The organism is Methanoregula sp. (assembly GCF_035543475.1).
GTDB lineage: Archaea > Halobacteriota > Methanomicrobia > Methanomicrobiales > Methanospirillaceae > Methanoregula.
This window is the reverse complement of record NZ_DATKKA010000023.1, coordinates 71,074-87,856: the sequence shown is the minus strand read 5'-3', so window position 1 is coordinate 87,856 and position 16,783 is coordinate 71,074. Positions and strand designations below refer to the sequence as shown.

18 protein-coding genes are annotated in these 16,783 nt (G+C 50.9%); 6 read left to right on the top strand and 12 right to left on the bottom strand.

Going from position 1 to position 16,783, the window contains the following annotated elements; translation table 11 throughout:
* Positions 1–22: 22 nt before the first annotated feature.
* The 8 genes from VMS83_RS07895 to VMS83_RS07860 all read right to left on the bottom strand — a co-directional run bounded on the left by VMS83_RS07895 (position 23) and on the right by VMS83_RS07860 (position 6,892).
* Complete coding sequence (locus VMS83_RS07895) at positions 23–160, bottom strand: hypothetical protein (RefSeq protein WP_325411556.1); 138 nt, start codon at positions 158–160, stop codon at positions 23–25.
* A gap of 10 nt (positions 161–170) precedes the next feature.
* Entirely contained in the window at positions 171–674 is a 504-nt protein-coding gene (locus VMS83_RS07890) for a hypothetical protein (RefSeq protein WP_325411555.1), read from the bottom strand.
* Between the two features lie 192 nt (positions 675–866).
* On the bottom strand, positions 867–2,081 hold the full coding sequence (locus VMS83_RS07885) for a hypothetical protein (RefSeq protein WP_325411553.1): 1,215 nt from the start codon (positions 2,079–2,081) through the stop codon (positions 867–869).
* Complete coding sequence (locus VMS83_RS07880) at positions 2,021–2,464, bottom strand: hypothetical protein (RefSeq protein ID WP_325411551.1); 444 nt, start codon at positions 2,462–2,464, stop codon at positions 2,021–2,023. Before VMS83_RS07880 ends, VMS83_RS07885 begins: the two co-directional genes overlap by 61 nt.
* 143 nt (positions 2,465–2,607) lie before the next feature.
* Positions 2,608–4,920, bottom strand: coding sequence for a hypothetical protein (locus VMS83_RS07875; protein ID WP_325411549.1), 2,313 nt, complete (start codon positions 4,918–4,920; stop codon positions 2,608–2,610).
* Positions 4,910–5,848: a PD-(D/E)XK nuclease family protein gene (locus VMS83_RS07870; RefSeq protein WP_325411547.1), complete on the bottom strand. Its 939-nt coding sequence runs from the start codon at positions 5,846–5,848 to the stop codon at positions 4,910–4,912. The genes VMS83_RS07875 and VMS83_RS07870 overlap by 11 nt, the downstream gene beginning before the upstream one ends.
* A 111-nt stretch (positions 5,849–5,959) precedes the next feature.
* Positions 5,960–6,472, bottom strand: a complete 513-nt coding sequence (locus tag VMS83_RS07865) for a hypothetical protein (RefSeq protein ID WP_325411545.1) — start codon at positions 6,470–6,472, stop codon at positions 5,960–5,962.
* A 183-nt stretch (positions 6,473–6,655) separates the two neighbouring features.
* Positions 6,656–6,892: a hypothetical protein gene (locus VMS83_RS07860; protein WP_325411543.1), complete on the bottom strand. Its 237-nt coding sequence runs from the start codon at positions 6,890–6,892 to the stop codon at positions 6,656–6,658.
* Positions 6,893–7,205: 313 nt separating this feature from the next.
* On the opposite strand from VMS83_RS07860, the gene VMS83_RS07855 reads away from it, so the two are divergent.
* The gene (locus VMS83_RS07855) at positions 7,206–7,370 is read left to right on the top strand and encodes a hypothetical protein (RefSeq protein WP_325411540.1); all 165 of its coding nucleotides are present in this window, start codon (positions 7,206–7,208) and stop codon (positions 7,368–7,370) included.
* Between the two features lie 273 nt (positions 7,371–7,643).
* On the opposite strand, the gene VMS83_RS07850 is transcribed toward VMS83_RS07855, so the two are convergent.
* Together VMS83_RS07850 and VMS83_RS07845 are read right to left on the bottom strand one after the other, a co-directional pair.
* Positions 7,644–7,835, bottom strand: coding sequence for a hypothetical protein (locus tag VMS83_RS07850; RefSeq protein WP_325411538.1), 192 nt, complete (start codon positions 7,833–7,835; stop codon positions 7,644–7,646).
* A 92-nt stretch (positions 7,836–7,927) separates the two neighbouring features.
* Positions 7,928–8,071 (bottom strand): hypothetical protein, encoded by a 144-nt coding sequence (locus VMS83_RS07845; RefSeq protein ID WP_325411536.1) that lies wholly within the window; start codon positions 8,069–8,071, stop codon positions 7,928–7,930.
* 54 nt (positions 8,072–8,125) lie between these two features.
* Here VMS83_RS07845 and speB point away from each other — a divergent pair, with 54 nt between their 5' ends.
* A complete protein-coding gene (gene speB, locus VMS83_RS07840) occupies positions 8,126–9,100 on the top strand; it encodes an agmatinase (protein ID WP_325411534.1) in 975 nt (324 codons plus the stop codon).
* Positions 9,101–9,108: 8 nt separating this feature from the next.
* On the opposite strand, the gene VMS83_RS07835 is transcribed toward speB, so the two are convergent.
* Entirely contained in the window at positions 9,109–10,074 is a 966-nt protein-coding gene (locus tag VMS83_RS07835) for a phosphatase PAP2 family protein (RefSeq protein ID WP_325411532.1), read from the bottom strand.
* A gap of 314 nt (positions 10,075–10,388) precedes the next feature.
* On the opposite strand from VMS83_RS07835, the gene VMS83_RS07830 reads away from it, so the two are divergent.
* The 4 genes from VMS83_RS07830 to VMS83_RS07815 all read left to right on the top strand — a co-directional run bounded on the left by VMS83_RS07830 (position 10,389) and on the right by VMS83_RS07815 (position 14,739).
* Positions 10,389–10,583, top strand: coding sequence for a hypothetical protein (locus VMS83_RS07830; protein WP_325411530.1), 195 nt, complete (start codon positions 10,389–10,391; stop codon positions 10,581–10,583).
* On the top strand, positions 10,567–11,841 hold the full coding sequence (locus tag VMS83_RS07825; protein WP_325411528.1) for a hypothetical protein: 1,275 nt from the start codon (positions 10,567–10,569) through the stop codon (positions 11,839–11,841). The genes VMS83_RS07830 and VMS83_RS07825 overlap by 17 nt, the downstream gene beginning before the upstream one ends.
* A gap of 169 nt (positions 11,842–12,010) precedes the next feature.
* Positions 12,011–13,243: an ABC transporter permease gene (locus VMS83_RS07820; protein ID WP_325411526.1), complete on the top strand. Its 1,233-nt coding sequence runs from the start codon at positions 12,011–12,013 to the stop codon at positions 13,241–13,243.
* A gap of 263 nt (positions 13,244–13,506) precedes the next feature.
* Complete coding sequence (locus tag VMS83_RS07815) at positions 13,507–14,739, top strand: archaellin/type IV pilin N-terminal domain-containing protein (RefSeq protein ID WP_325411524.1); 1,233 nt, start codon at positions 13,507–13,509, stop codon at positions 14,737–14,739.
* 108 nt (positions 14,740–14,847) lie between these two features.
* On the opposite strand, the gene VMS83_RS07810 is transcribed toward VMS83_RS07815, so the two are convergent.
* Complete coding sequence (locus VMS83_RS07810; RefSeq protein WP_325411522.1) at positions 14,848–16,653, bottom strand: type II/IV secretion system ATPase subunit; 1,806 nt, start codon at positions 16,651–16,653, stop codon at positions 14,848–14,850.
* Positions 16,654–16,783 lie beyond the last annotated feature (130 nt).

Here is a 16,783-nt window from a genome sequence, read left to right as displayed (position 1 = left end):
AGTTCCCCCTGTCCTTGTTCATTTATCCTTTTCTCTCTCCTGCGGACTCTTCCATGTGGTCGAGCACCCGGTCCCACATCACGAGGAGCCCGGGAACGATCACGTAGGCGAGCAGGCCGGTGCCAAGGAAGGCCCCGACCAGGATGAGCTCGTTGTCCATGAGGTTCACCTCAGGCAAGGGCCGTCTCGGTGTCGGCCCAGGTCTCGATCCTCTCCCGGATCGCTTCGTCCGTGTAGGACGAGATGATGATCCGGTTCCTGTTGAAGTGGAGAAGGTAGATCTCACCGTTGGGGTCATGGCACTTGAGGGTGGCCGAGTAGGTTTCCTTGTCGAAGTCCCGGGCCGGGATCCCGCCGTGTGCAGCGGTGACCGAACCGGCAGCGAGCAGTGCTGCGGTGCCGGCGGTGAAATCGGTCAGGCTGCTGTACCGGTCGGTCAGGTACCCGACAACCTTTGCCTCGTTGTCCTGGTACAGGATCTTCGCGGTGTAAGCCTCGCGGGTCTTCTCCACACCGGGGTGGGTGACACCTCCGGATATGTAGGACACACATCCGAAGGGATTCGATACAACAACTGCCTGGACGATCGCGTTGAAGGTCGTCGCGTCCTCAATCGGGTTTGTCAGATTGCGGAAGGCGGTCTTGGTGGTAGTTCCATTCTGGAAGTCTGCCATTTTCTCTCATCTCCTTTCTTTTTCTTTCCTGTCTCGGGGGCCCCTTTGACACATACCTGTGGACCATATGGGGTATTACGGGTAAGCAGGGGGTTGCAATCCGGGCTCCTGTTATGGCCGGTTTGGGGATTGGGGGCGTTTGGTGTGCAAAAAGAGGAAAATAATGATGAAATTGGAAGTAGAACAACAAAATTAGGATTTTTCACACAGGTAAAATTTGATCTTTTTTACTTCCATCTCTTCCCAAATTAGATAGCTTTTGGGATCTCTCTGAAATAATTTCCATGACTCGTTAAGCGCCAAGGGAATGTTGATTGCATCCTCATTTAATTTTTGAGAGGTGTACGGAGTTAATCCAATTTTTTTACATCCTCTAAATACATTATTAGCTAGTTCCTTCATCAGATGGTCGGGATAACAATGATCATGTTCAGTGGGTTTTGCAAAAAGACAGATCAATTTGTAATGCTCCCATTTTTCTTGCAAATTCGAAACTTCAGAGCACATACCCATTATTTTCAAAATTTCGAGAATTCCCTGAATTTGAGATTCAAATGATGGATGATCTATGGGGTCAATCTCAATTTCTGCTGGAACATATACATCTTCGCCTGTATTTGTACAGATCCGAAGGCATTGCCATGCAAACGATGGCCCTAAACAATAGGTAGCTATCATGTTTGCAGCATGCTCTTTTATCCAACAGTCTTTCCATAGTTCCTCAAGAGTTTCATAAAAATTTTTATCAAATGGTCGTATCTGATCATTTATCCTCTTTTTTTCATCGGAGATATATTTGTTTAAAGTTACTATGAATTCATCTGACATTTTGTTTTCATTGTGCAGATAAATAAGATGTCCAATCTCGTGAAAAAGATCAGGCAAATTCAATAAAAACATATCATCAACAATTGGAACATAAAATGATGACAATAATGGATTTTTATCTGCATATACTTCGTAATAATTTGTGCTTGCTGCAGAAATTAATGGAACGTCAATATTGTAATTGATTTGAGATAATGAACGTTTTAGAAATGCGTGGAAGAATCTATCTTTTCCGGAATATCGCAATAAAATCGGTAACAGCATATTCTCGATAAAACTATATGATTCATAGCACCTTTTATAACTGGTAATTTGGTTTAATAGTAATTCCGGTGCCCCAAAATCGGGATCATTTAAGATGGACTCTAAATCTGTCTTTATCTTGATGGCATTTTGTATTGTATTGGATAAATTTGGTGCTATATCCTGCGGTAGAGAAAGACTGTTCAATAATTGAATAATTTTTTCACACCGATTATGTAATTCAATGACCAATGGTGGAAAAAAAGAGTCCATGCTTATCTTTTTCGCCAAAATTTTCTGAATGAGGCCGAAGTTTCCTCGTCCATTATAGAGCACATCTTATCTAATATTTTCAAATCCTGAATTGATAATTTTCGATTGTTCTCTAAATGATTAATCATTTTTTTCATATCGTCAATGAAGTAGACCATATCTCCTTTATTGGAATTTTTCACATGATCAACAAAGGAAATTGGCAATTGAATTGATTTTTTGAGATCCGAATCAAACTCATGAATGTCAGGTTGAATATCCTTTATCAAGGCTATAAAAATATTAGTTAAATTTTTCTTACTCTCCGCTAATTGCGGAGGAGAAATCTCTTTGTTTCCGGCCAAGTTGTAATGAGCTTTTTTGATGATTATCGCAGCATCGTTTATCTCTCTCGATAAATTAGAGATTGAACTGTATCTATGAGAGAAAACACCCAAATTGCTCATACCGCACCATTTGTTTTAATTTATTGAGTTTCTTTTATTATATTTAATTGTAACCCTGCTACCAATCAGTACAATTTGATTCTCATTTGTATATAGATGATCTCAGAACAACTTTAACATTTCATCCATTACGGAATGGATCATCAATCCCCGTACCTTGCCTCATCTTCATCAGATTCGCTTGAGATGGGTTTTAGAAAATCATCGATCAATTTGATCGCAATCGGGAGTCTTCCACATCTATCCGGGGCTGCCCAAATAAGTTGTGAGAGCGAAAAGATATCTTCAGATATTTTAGTCAAATCAAGATCATCCGATGTTTTTACGACATATAACGGCCTTACAGTTCCCTGCGAGAGAAAGGGAACCCCCGTCGTACAAATAAATGCCTCATCAGAGCCTAAGATAAAATATGTTCCAACAATTGGATTTTCGAATTTTCCTGAATCATCGGAGCTAACAATACGTATACCTTTGGAAGTTTTCTTTCGAATTTCAACGATACAGGATTTAGCATCCTTATCGATAATGTTTTCATGTTTCAATTTGGCAATGGCCTCTTCGAAACCTTTTCTTTCTTCCAAGAATATTTTTCCATCTCTCTGTAATACAATAGATTTTAATGTTAAATTTGAATTGACAATATCATCCTTGATCCCTTCGTAAACGATGGTCTTAATGTGTGATGATTGCAATTTTTCTTTTCTTCGAGAGGGATAACTTCTGAACACACATTTTTTTGCATCATTGTAAATAAACGAGACCCCTGCAATTGAATTAGAGACGTCAATTCCTATATGAGCATCATAATTAAGTGATTTCTCCAGTACCCAAGGCCATTTGTGATTGACAATTAGCATTCCTAATGCGATATTTCTTAAGTAAGATTGATAATTATGCTGTGTGTAATTTTTTACGCGGAATTTCGTCTCTCCACCCTCATGATATTCTTCGTAATAACTTGAGAGTTTATGAGCCATTGCACATTGGAATTGATAATTTGGCCACAACTCCTTTTTCAAGAAATTATGTAGATTTACATCTGCATTATTTGGTAAAACAAGTAAGACATATCCTCTTTTAATGGAATTTGTCCCAATTGAATTTTTAATAGAATCGATTTGCGTTTTTAGACTCTTTGCCTTTGAACAATCGTAAACAATCCGTTGAGGTGTGTATTGATATTTTGAAAATTTTTGAATTGTTTGAGTGATCTGATCTTTAAAATCGTCACTTATTACTCTTGGTAGTGTAGAAGGGACAAACAGATATTGCGGATCAAAAGGAAAATCAGAGTAAATTCTAATATTTGGCGTTTGGAGAGCATTTAAGCGTTCTTTTCCTAAATTATTTATGGAGATTCCATTGACTTCATTTTGTTTTTTCGTGTGAATCAAATAACCATTGCCGAATAATTGATCTGGAATCTGAAAATTAACTGTTTGAATAGCTAGTGGTTTTTCACTAATCTCTAATGGAATATCCAAATATCTCGAATTTCTAAAAATTGTTTTAATGTCCGTAATAATTTCATTGAATCTTTGAGTGGGGTTTTGGATTGAACGATAATGGAGGGGTTTTATTCGTGGATCTTCTGTATTATATATCCGCTTGCATAAGGCTGCTGCAGCAGACATATTCGTTGCTTTCCCCTTTTGATAATATAAAATTGCCGGACTGTTGGGGTCTAAGTTTTTTATTAGGTCCGTTTTTGATTGAACATTTTTTTGGATATAGGTATATACATCAATTGTCTCATTTGTCTTTTTATCGACGAATTTATGTTCTTTTATGCTTCGTTTTGGATCACCAGACAGCGTAATCTGGTACCACCGTTCCCCATATTGATAAATAAAGTTTTTATGTAAAAAACGATGAATTGAAGAATTATCAAGGTATTCTGTGAGAAATTTTCTATCTAAATACTTTGTTGCCAAATCTAATGAGAAAAATGCCCTCTGATTACAAATTATGACATTATAGCTGAATCCACCAAAAATATCAATTTCTCGGTTAGGTTCATCAACATTTTTGGGGTTTTTCCAATAATATGTTTTTCCAGGGAGCGGTTGCCAAAGATTTGAATTATTCCAAAGAGTGGATTTAATTTGATATTCCAAAAATGAGACAATAATTGAAATTTCATTTGACGTTGAATTCTCCAATTTTAATGGATATCGAATATTCTCTGGTATTAAAGTAATTATATGCGGAACCAATTGTTGCTCTAATTCTGGATTCTCTGAATTAAATGGTATTGCGATAAAATATTTTCCGTCTTTCACTTGAAGAGCAACTGGTTTCCGCAATTCAAAAGCCAATTTTTGTTTTAATATCCCAATATTCTTCTCAAAATCTTCACCTTGTGGAAGACCTTTTATCTCTAATAGTTTGTAATCAAATACAAGTTGTTTGATATTTTTGATTTCAAACAAATTTGTGCAATTATTTTTCATTTGACATCCTCACACAAAGACTTTGATAATTACAAAATTCACAATTCTTAGAATTTTTGGCAGTTTCAAAATCACTAACATTCAAATTTTCATATTTTTGATCATGAGTTACTGATCTAATATCTGAAATGCTTTTATAAATAAAATCTTCTGTATTTTGGAGTTTATCTTGGTCAACTGCATGCTCAATAATCTGTTTTTTCAATAAATTTACTTCAAATAGTTTTATTTGATCGATTCTTCGTCCAATTTTGTGAGTGGCCGCTAATGCATAAACAAATAGCTGTTTAGAGTAATCTGATGTATCACTTGCTCCAATTTTCCAATCAACAATATTTAAATGCGTATTATCAATAAATGTCAAATCCAGTTTTGCCGCTATTGTCGTTTCATCCATTTTAAAAGGTAAATTAATCTCATTGGTTAGGGAGGCACAATTTTTTAATTTATTTATAAAGTCTGCATTCCCATATAAATACTCAAAACACTGGGAAATTTCATGTTTTAACAAATTTATCCGACTATCATCTATATTCAACCCCAATTCATGCTCATAAAGAGCACAATAATGTGAGCCACATGAAGATTTTGAAGAGCCTTTACGGTACAGGCGGTTTTTCGAAAATAAAAATTGCTGATCTACACGCTCTAGTGTAATTTTCGTTAAATCATTTTTACTGATTAAATCCGTTTTTATAGAAGGTACAAAAAAGTCGCTTAAACATTCATGAACAAGAGTACCTCGCCATACAGGTAGATGTTTTAATTGTTTTAGAATAAATGCCTCTCGTCTTAAAGGATCTTTGGCATTATGTGAGGCCATAATATTTCCAAAGAAAAATTGCCTTTGACATCGTCGAAATGTATTATGTGCTGAAATGGACCATCTCATAATTATTTCAATTTTTATATTATTATTGATCTTCATTTACTACGAATCGTTTTAAATGTTCGGTTTGGGTGATCGCTTCAAATTCTAAAAATATCCAAAAAAGCAACCCCCACGGGATAATTGAACCCACTGTTCGAAAAAAAATTATCACTTCCCCTCATCTCCCTCCATCATCTCCTTTGCGAGCCAGACACCGCCGGGGAACACATCATAGAACCTCCACCGGCACTGGGGCGAATAGACCCAGAGCATCTTCCTGACTTGAGAGGAGGACTTCATCTCACTGAGGTAATCCATCTCCTTCCTGCAGTGCAGGACAACCTGGCGGGCGTTTGGCAGGGCCGTGCGGGAGCGGGCCACTTCGATGATGAGTGCCCCGTCTGCCCGGAGCCCGACAAGGTCGAGCGGGATCCTTGACTTCCTCACGAGTACCGGCTGGTACCCGAGGCATTCCAGGATGCGCATCGCGTCGATGATAATCGCGTTGCACCGGGTGTAGTTCTCCGGGCCAAGGGTCAGTCCACCTCCTTTTCCGGTCCGGAGGATGAGATTTGTCTCACCTGCAACTGTTTCGCAGGGGTTAATCCGGTTGCGGTACAGGGCACCGGATGCGATCCCACCCGGAGTAATCACGTCCTGTACGGTCGCTGTCTGAATCATGTTCTTCCTCCTTTTTGGATTTCGCCCATGACCCCGGGCCGGGGTATTCGCAAGGGAATGGCAAACGGAAAACAACGCCGGCCCGGTACAGGACGATCCCGGCATGCAAGAGCGGTATAACACGCGACCAGCTCTGGCATACGCTGTCAGTTGATGATGTACCAATGACGCCCGGACCGGCGGTCAACGGAGTATTAGAGAAAAGGCGGGTGAAACGTTCCCGGTCCGGGTTCCCGCAGCATACATCCCAAAACCGGTGATCTGATAGATCGGTGCTTTCACTCTCTCAAAGAGCCCGAAGAGCCCGCACACGAGCGTCATGGACAGGTAGCAGAACTTCGCGATGCGGCAGGCAACCTTTCTGGGATACCCGATCTTCGCGATCTTCCTCGTTACCCGTGTGCAGAAATCCAGGCTCATTTTTGATTATTTTATAGAGAACATTGCAGGTTAAATGCTTCCCGGTAGATTCGAAAAATTTGGTAGTTATTGGGGGAATCGGGGGCTGATATGAGCCCGGATTCCGGCAGGAAAACACCCGTTCCGGGCACCCGGTAGGGTACGCGGCACGGCCGGCCTAAAAGCAGGCTATAATGGCCCGGATTTTTGAGCGGGAAGGGGAGGTGCCGCAAAACGGATGGCCGGGGGTCAACGGAAGATTTCTGGAAAATGATCGATGCAGCAGCGGAAGATTTTCAAAAATGAACGGGTCATGAGCTGAGGATTCCGGAAAATGATCGAGCTGACAGCTGAGGATTTTGAAAAATTTACGGGTCGCGAGCTGAGGATTCCGGAAAATGATCGATACAGCAGCGGAGGATTTTCAAAAATGAACGGGATCGTTGCCAGGCCGGAAGACCCATACCCACGAATAATCATCACATTCTTCCGACGGTAGGCACGATCCAAGAACCGTTCACGCCAAAAAAAGTCCGGGCCGGGAGTGAAAAATTTTCAAAAATGTTCGGGTCATGAGCGAAAGATTCTGGAAAAAGAGCGCCTTGGTTGCTGAGGATTTTGAAAAATGTACGGATCATGAGCGAAAGATTCTGAAAAAAGAGTGACTCGGCTGCTGAGGATTTTGAAAAATGTACGGGTCATGAGCGGAAGATTCTGGAAAAAGAACAACCCGGCAGCTGAGAATTTTTTAAAAAGTTCGGGCCACCCCCCCTCACTCATTCGAATAACAGACCACGTTCTTCCCGCCCAGCCGCACGCTCAGGCTCAGGGCTGGACAGTTCAGGTCACCGTCCCACAGCTCGCACTCGTCTTTCATGCACCGCAGCAGTACCGAACCCTGACCGGGCCGGAGATGCCCGTCGGTCCTGGACTGGTCGCTGCACCAGTACTTCACTTCTGCCATGCATACCGGAACAACAGGGGATAAGAAACCCTTTGGGTATGGGGGGTGTGAAAGTGAAGGGGCCAGGGATGGGATATCCCGCGTCCCTTTCCTTACGACCTCTTCCGGAACACTGCCAGTGCACCTGCCCCACAGGCGGTAAGGACCACGACTTCGGTCCCCAGGGGTGACGCGGTTGTTCCCGCAGCCGGTGCGGATGCGGTCGTGGCCGGGGTACCCGTTCCGGCGGGTTTCATATACCTGCACACCCCGGTATTCCTATAGTACATCCCGGCCCGGAGGCAGCAGACATGGATAACGACCTCGAAAAGATGGCAGCGCAGTGCAGGACTTTCACAAAAGAGATGGTGGACAACCCGTACCGTGGGATTGCCACGTTCTTTGGCCTCCCGTACACCGAATCGCTCGACAACCTCGACATCGCGCTCATCGGCGTACCTCTCGATCTCGGTGTCACCGACCGGAGCGGGACCCGGATGGGCCCGCGGGAACTGCGCAACCAGTCCCGGAGCGTGGGTATTTTCAACCACTGCACCCGGTCCTCGCCCTGCGTTGCCCACCGGATCGCCGATGCCGGGGACGTGCCCTTCCGCTCGGTGTACCGGATCGAGGAGGCGCTGGACGATATCGCCGCCTGTTACCACGGCGTTGCCGCTGCCGGGGTCACCCCCATCACCGCAGGAGGGGATCATTCCATCACCTACCCGATCCTCAAAGGACTCGCGCCAAAAGAGAAGGTCTGCCTGGTCCACTTCGACTCCCACTGCGACACCGCCCCGCCCATCCACGGGTGCGGGTGTGCGCATGGCTCCCCGATGAAGAACGCAGTGGAGGCTGGCCTTGTGGACCCGAAACACTCCATCCAGATCGGGATCCGGGGATCGAGCGAGCCCCTCTGGGACTTCTCCTACGAGAGCGGCATGAGGGTCGTGCACATCGAAGAGTTCTACGAGCTGGGCTGGAAGGGCGTAATAAAAGAGATCCGGAAACGTGCCGGCAAACGCCCGGTGTACCTCTCCTTTGACATCGACTGCCTGGACCCGGCCTTTGCCCCCGGCACCGGGACCCCGGTGGCCGGCGGCATGTCCACCTTTGAGGCCCTCCAGGTCCTCCGGGGCATGCGGGGGCTGGATATTATCGGCGGCGACCTTGTCGAGGTCTCCCCGCCCTACGACCATGCAGGGATCACTGCCCTTGCCGGGGCCACCATCCTCTTCGAGATCCTCTGCCTCGCGGCCGGTGCCCGGGAAAAGAGGACGGGCTGAAACTTTTTTTACCGGTGAATCCAGCGCCGGGCCGCGAGCGGGACGCAGGCCGTAAACCAGAGACCGGTGAGCACCGCGGAGACAAAGAGCGCTGCGGCCTGCGGGATTGCAGGAAGGGTAAGGACCGCTATCGCGAGCATAAAGAGCAGCAGGGTCGAGACCACCCCGGACAGGGCTACCGCGATCCGGGGAAGGATCCGCTCGGGCGGCTCCCAGCCCCCGAGGCTCCGCAGGTACTCGTATCCCAGCAGGCCCCCGAGCACAAAGCCGCTCGCCTCCCACGCACCCGGGATCTGGACCGGGCTGATGGTGGCGCCGGTCTGGGCGAGCGCCGTTGCCACCCAGTCCGCGGGCACCTGCCATCCGGCAAGGGAGCAGTACGCGGGGAGGGCTATGATGAGCGGCAGCGCCGAGAGAAGGAGGATCCCGAGGATCCGGGCCGGGGGCCGGAGCCGGGCACCGAAGGCCTCGATCCGGGGGGAGACGGTAAACGCGAGGACAAGGAACAGGGCCCCGAGGAGAAAGCCGCCAACAACATCGGTGACAAAATGGACGCCGGCAAAGATCCGGGCAAGCATGGTCAGGGCCGCAAGGACAATACAGGCAACGACCACCCAAAAGCGCCGGACAACCGCGGCAATATACCCGTACAGCACCGTGCTGCACATGGCACCTCCCGAGGGAAAGCCAAACGAGGGAAGGGAGTAGTACGCCTTCACCGCGGAGGACACCCAGTACGGGCGGGGGAGGTGGAAGAAGAGCTTGAGGGCCTCATCCACCCCGCCGGCGATGCCGAACACCACCGCAAGCCGGATCCCGTGCTTGGGCGAGAAACCCAGGTAGAACAGGACAAGGACCACCAGATAGACCGGCAGGGAATCCAGGTCTTTTCCCGCGGCAAGCAGGTCGGTGAGCAGGGGCGAGAGGTGCTGGAGCGCGACAATGGTGCCGGGATCGAAGAGCACGAGGGCCATCACCGCTCACCTGCCTCCCCGGGACATTCCTGCCGGGCCGGTACATACAGGGCGGGCATCACGAGGGGTATACTCCTGTTTTTTGATATCTTCAGGAAAGGAGATAAGAGTGTCCGTCGCCGCGGGACCTCCGGCAGGGGAAGGGAACGCCCGGGGACGGTTGCCCGGCTCACGGGCTGCGGAACACGTACTGCCAGACCCATGCCGCACCAACCGGCACATTCCGGTTATCCGCCGGGACCGTGACACAGTATATTTTAAATGACAATAAGTAAACTATATATTACATAGTCCGACTACGGCGGGCCCCCGGCATGTACCGGGCACCCCGCCGGAGGGACATCCCGTGGTGCCACAATGCGTTCAGCGACAGGTTCCCCCCCGGGGGGTTTGGGAAAGATGCGATGGGTTATGGTGAGTATACTCCTGCTGGTGCTTGTTATATCGACTGCATGGGCAGCCCAATCGGATTCCAGCAGTTCTACAAGTTCTATGAGCAGTTCCAGTAGTTCATCTACCACGAGCAGTTCAAGCACCTCCGATAACGCGGCACTGGTCTATGTCTCCAATGTCACCACGGACAGCGGGTCGTACTTCCCTGGTGACACCGGGACGGTCACCGTCACCCTGACAAATGGCGGTACAACGTCAATCGGGCTGGAGGACCCGACCCTGATAAGTCCCCACCTTGACGTCCAGGAAAGCGACTGGGAGGGCATGACCTACGTAGGTGCCGGTGATACCGTCGCGTTTACCCTCCGGTTCACGGTCATGCCGCCGGACGGGACGTACAACGCCCTGTTTACGATCGGGACAGAGGGAGGTAACGCCATCCACTACCCCGTCGAGATCAACGTCAACTCCAACAGCCTTCTTGCTGCGGTCACCTCGCAGCCCACCTCGTTTGCGCCAGAGGCCGAACAGAACGTAACCCTCACCTTAATGAACACCCGCTGCGGCGCGATCAACGACATCGTGATCACACCCGAAGGGACCGGCATTGTCGCCAACCCGGCCATGGATCTCATCCCCTCGCTTGCTTCCTCCAGTTCGTACGCGGACACCTTCGGCATCACCTCCCACCAGGCATCAACCCTCACGTTTAACATCAGTTACCAGGATGGAGACAATACCCATTATACCGACGTGGTGCTGCCGATCACCATCGGCCAGGACAAGACCGCCGCCGTCCCCGTCCTCAACGATGTAGAACTCACAACCACCGCCACAGGGTATGATATCACCGGCGATATCACCAATGCCGGGATCTCGGATGCCTATGGCGTGATCGTGAACATTGGATCCCCGGCAACCGGCACCGGGACCTATCCCGTCTATGCCATCGGCAGCATTGCCTCGGACGATTCGGGAACCTTCGAGCTGACCTTTACAACGAGCGATCTCTCTGCCGTGCCCGTGGTTATCACCTGGAAGGACTCTGCGGGCAATGATTACAGCCTCACCAAGACCCTCAACCTTGCCTCGCCGGCCGGGACCGCCAACGCAACAGCGGGCAGCGGCCCGCGGGTGACCGCGGGAACCGGAACCGGCGGGAACTTTAACGGCGGCACGGGTGGCATGAGCCGCGGCGGCAGCTATGGCGGGCGCAGCAGCAGCAACAGCATCTTTGGCGGGATCACCAGCGGCAGGGGCGGCGGTATTGCTGCGTTCTATCCCCTCATTGCCGGTGCGGTGCTCCTGGTCGTAGGGATCATCCTGTGGGTCAAGCGGAAATGGATCATGCTCAAAATAAAAAAGCAGCAGTAACGGGACCGGAGATGACCGGGATCCTCTGTTGCCGGAATGCCTGCAGGACGGGTACGGAGTACCCGGGGCGCCGCGCCGGCACGGGGATCATAAGGGCCCGTCTTACCGGGAGGGCTTCCTCCGTATGCAGGAAACCCGCCTTTGGCCGGTGTCCGGCAGGAGGCGGGGCATGATTAAAGGAGACATCTTCTTCAGCCTCGCATTACGGAGCGTCCGCATCAATTTCCTGCGGTCGATCCTTGCCGCCATCGGTATTGTGATCGGGGTCGTTGCCATCTCCTCCATGGGAATGCTGGGCACCAACATGCAGCTCGAGGTAAAAGACCAGCTCTCGGCAAGTGCAAATACTATCGTCATTACCCCGGACGTGGTCCGGATGGGACCGCCCGGGTTTGCCCCGTCCTCATCCTCGACCACAGCCACAGGGATCACCAAAAACGAGCTCGCGAAGATCACCATGGCCACGGGATCGAACGGCACGGTAATCCCCATCTACTCGACCAATACCCAGTTTACGATCAATTCCATTGCGGGCAGGGGTTCGGTATACGGCATCAACCCGCTTGACATCCCTAAGTTCCTCTCCTTGAACCAGTCGTATGGCAACGGGACCACCGATATCGGGGCAGGGGAGGTCTTGGTCGGGGCAGAAATCGCGGAGAACTTCAACCTCAAGGTGGGTACCCGTATCAGGATCGGGTCGTATAACTCCGCTTCCCGGCCCGAGCTCCGCATTGCCGGGGTGCTCATGCCCCGGGGGACCGTTGCCGACGGCGTCTCCACCGATAACGGGATCGTGGTGAACGATAACTGGTACACCAACCAGTATGGCGGCGAGGACGAGTGGAACCAGGTTAACGTGATCGTAAACAACGTGGACAACATCAGCGATATTGAATCGGCAATCAGCGGGAAGGTAAACGCCAATGAGAAAACCCCGGTTATCCGGACCCGGGATGCCACCTCGCAGCTCGCGACCGAGACCGCTGCCCTTGGCACGGTGACGACCTTTATCATGGCCATCGGCGGGATCTCGCTCCTGGTTGCCGCGGTGAGCATCTTCAACGTGATGATGATGTCGGTCTCCGAACGGATCCAGGAGATCGGCATCCTGCTCTCCATCGGGACCGAGAAAGGGGAGATCCGGCGGATGTTCCTGTACGAGGCATTTATCCTGGGACTTCTCGGGGCCGGGGTGGGTGGGGCGTGCAGCCTTGCCATCGGGTACACGGTCGTAGAAGCGATGATCGGGACGACCGCGTACTTCTTCCTGCCGGCAAGCATCCTCTACATCCCGGCCGCCATGCTTATCGGCGTAGCAGTCTGTGTCCTCTCCGGGATGTACCCGGCCTGGAAGGCATCCAATATGGACCCCATCGATGCAATACGGAGCGAAGAGTAAGAAGCCCCCCTCAGGTGTGCGGCCGATGCCCGGGAAAAGAGGACGGGCTGAAATCCATGTTACGGCGGTCGCACCGGTCCTATTATTTGCCACGCTCATGTACACCGGTAAGGGTATCGTGGCTGCGTTCGGCGGCTGTGTGTACGCAGGAACGGGGATCACCGGCCAGATAAATATAGAGATAGTGATGTCTGGTATGTATATATACATAAAAAATAGCGAATTAATTTATTCGAGGATGACCAAGATCGTAGTGACATTCCATGACCCGGACCCGCAACGATCAGGGTGTTTCTGTTATTGTCGGAACTCTCCTGCTGATCCTCATTACCGTGACTGCAGCTGCAGCCTTGGCTCTGATGGTTTCACAGATGCAGAAAGCCGAGATGACCCGGCAGTCACAGATCCAGGCAGTCAAAGACGAAGATATCGTGATCTCCGGGATGAAACTTGCCAATACAGTAAACTGGAATGCAACGTACCCCAATCCGCCGTTTAATATCCCGGGCTCCCAGAACTGGAGTTCGATCTCGTTCAACCTCATGAACATGAATACCCAGGATGTGGCCATAGAAGGCATTGCCATCAACAACTACTACGCATACCCATTGAACTTCACGTCCCTGTCACTCTCTACACCCCAGGGGTCCTGCAACCTCTCCGTGGGGGGCGGGGGATGCCAGGTGCAGGGTTCGGATTCGGCGACCCCCTACCTCACGATCCCGGCGGGAAAAAGCATCCAGGTCACCTTCAACCTGACGGAAAGTCTCACTTCCCCGACACCACCTTTCGTTGGGACAGGGGACCAGATCGATATCAAGATCCTGACCTCGCTCACCAACATCTTCGAGCAGACCTACCGGCTGCCGACCCCGGTCATCTCCTATAACACGGAGACCTCCAGCCTTGGCACGGTCCAGCGGGACAGCATCGTGCTGGACGGGTCCCAGTCCTCCTCCACCAACGCCACCATCGTCAGCTGGAACTGGGCCCTCACAAACGCTGCCTCTACCTGGCCCGCTCCAGGGAACTGCTCGGATACGAACAACCTGGTGCCGGTAAGCGGCCTCGCCCCCACGTTCAGCGGCAGGACCATCCATATCTCTCCCCCGGTGGCGGGACCATTCTGCGCCAACCTTACGGTGACCGACAGCAACGGGATGGTGGCCACGACATCCCCTGACCAGACCATCCCCGCTGATACCGCATTCACCCCGGCGGCAGACCTGATCGCAACCTTCAACACCACGTATAATCCCCCGGTGATCAATGTCACCATCCGGGATATCAACGGCAACCCCGTCAGCAACGCGGCGGTCAACTATGTCCTGGATACAAACCAGTTCGGGAACCTTTCCCTCAGCAATTACATCGGGACAACCAACAGCCTCGGAATGACCAGTGCCAATGTTACCTGCGGCACCGGTACGGTCAAGATCGTGTCCGGGCAGGTGCAGCCCATCACCGTGGCGGTCAGCGCGAACAGCGGATGCTGAGGTATAAAAACAGTATCAGGCGATCTGATCGCATTCATCCGGTAAACGAGGAACTATTCCGGAAGGTGCACGGGGAAATTCCCGAGGGGAAAAACTGCGGGCAGGTGATTACTCCTCAATCTCGTCGGTCTGCACGGCAACAATCCGGTTCATCACGCCAGGCTTGTCCCGGTAATAGGCCCGTATCTGTTCGGTCACCGCGTTATACTCCCGGATCCCTGCCTTCTGCAGGCCCAGGAGAAAGGCAGTCCTGTCCTTGAGTTCCTGGTTGAGCACGTCCTTGTTTACGCCATGGGTATCCCGGATCTTGTCAAAGAGGAAACTCTTGCCCTGGAACTGGAACTGGTCGACATCCGGCAGCCACTTGAAGACCGTGTTGGTGATGAGGTCGCCAGAATCCCGGTCAAGCTCCAGCATCTCGACGATATTGGCGAGCCGGCGCATGCTTCGCTCCCCTTTCTTGATGTGCATGGGGAAGAGCACAACATCGAGGTTCGAAAAGAGACTCCGCGGAACGTTCATGGGGTTTGATTCCACGCGGGCGAGGAGCTCGTCCATGGAGCCGGCGTGGATGGTGCCCAGCGCCGCGTGCCCCACGGCGATCGCCTGGAAGAGCGTGAACGCTTCACCGCCACGGACCTCCCCCACAATGATGAACTCGGGGCGCTGCCGCAGTGCGGCAACGAGCAGATCGTAGAGCGAGATGTCCCCGGGCGTCTTTGAGGAGACACCGCTGATCCCGGAGACCGACTCGCCCCCGCTGGAGCTGCCAAACCCGGCCCGGGTAATGGATTGGATCCAGTTGGGGTGCATCAGGTTTAATTCGGCGGTGTCCTCGATGGAGACGATCTTGTACTCCGGCGGGATGAAACTGCACAGGACGTTCAAAAACGTTGTCTTACCCGTGGCAGTCCCCCCGGAGACGAGGATCGACCGCTTATACTCCATCAGGATCCACATGTATGCCAGTTCCATGGCGTCTACCGAATGGTAGTCCATCATCTCGATGGGCGAGATCGGGTTTGCACGGAACTTACGGATGGTAAAGGTCGATCCCTTCTTGGTTACCTCGCCGCCCAGCGTCAGGTTGCCACGGCTCCCGTCCGGGAGCGAGACATCGCGGATGGGCTGGAGGAGGGAGATATGCCTGCCCCCCACCTGCGCCAGTTTCAGCACGAAGTTATTGAGCTCAACCTCGCCGAACCTCACGTTGGTGCGGATCGAACCGTAGATACGGTGCTGGACGTACAGGAAGATATCCGAACCATTGCAGCTGATATCCTCGATGTACTTGTCCTTCATCAGGGTATCGATCCGGCTGTAGCCGAGATACTGCCGCTTCAGGGTGAAAAACATCCGCTCTTTCTGGTGCTCGGAAAGCTTGAGCCCGAAGATATTGACCAGGGAATAGAAACGCTCCCTGAGATACTCGGACCGCCGCTCGCCTTCGATCACCTCGAGGTTGGTGCTCACCAGTTTCTCGAATGCCCGTTCGATGATGTCGAGAGCGGTCAACTCATCTCCGGAGAGCTGCGGTTCGACCACCTCGTAGATGAGGGCCCCGTCTTTTTTGCTGTACTCGATATGGACAAACTGGTAGGGGGGATCGATCGTGTAGGTGATATTGACGTCGCGCAGCGATCCTTCCAGCGAAGGTGTGTCAAGCGGGCCCGGATCAAAGTCCAGGGTCTGGATCTCCTTCTGCTCTGGTGAGGTAAACACGGAACGGATCTTCTGCAGAAACGAAGGCCGGGCAGGCGGGTTCTGGCCTGAATCGGCCGGGGGCGAAGCGGGATCCGGCTGTGCCGTTGCGGTAATATCTGTCGTTTCCGGCACGACTTCCGGGACAATGGAATGTCCCATACCAAGATCTTCGGTGGGAGAATCCTCTTCCGTATCAATAAAACCGGCCATGAATCTCCTGAGGGGAGAGGACCGGGGAGATACCGGTGGAGGTGATCCCTGATCCGGACCGGTCTTTCGGCCCCCGCCATTTTCACGTGGCTGCCCTGACAGGGATCCTGGCGTATCCCCTCCGCCCTCC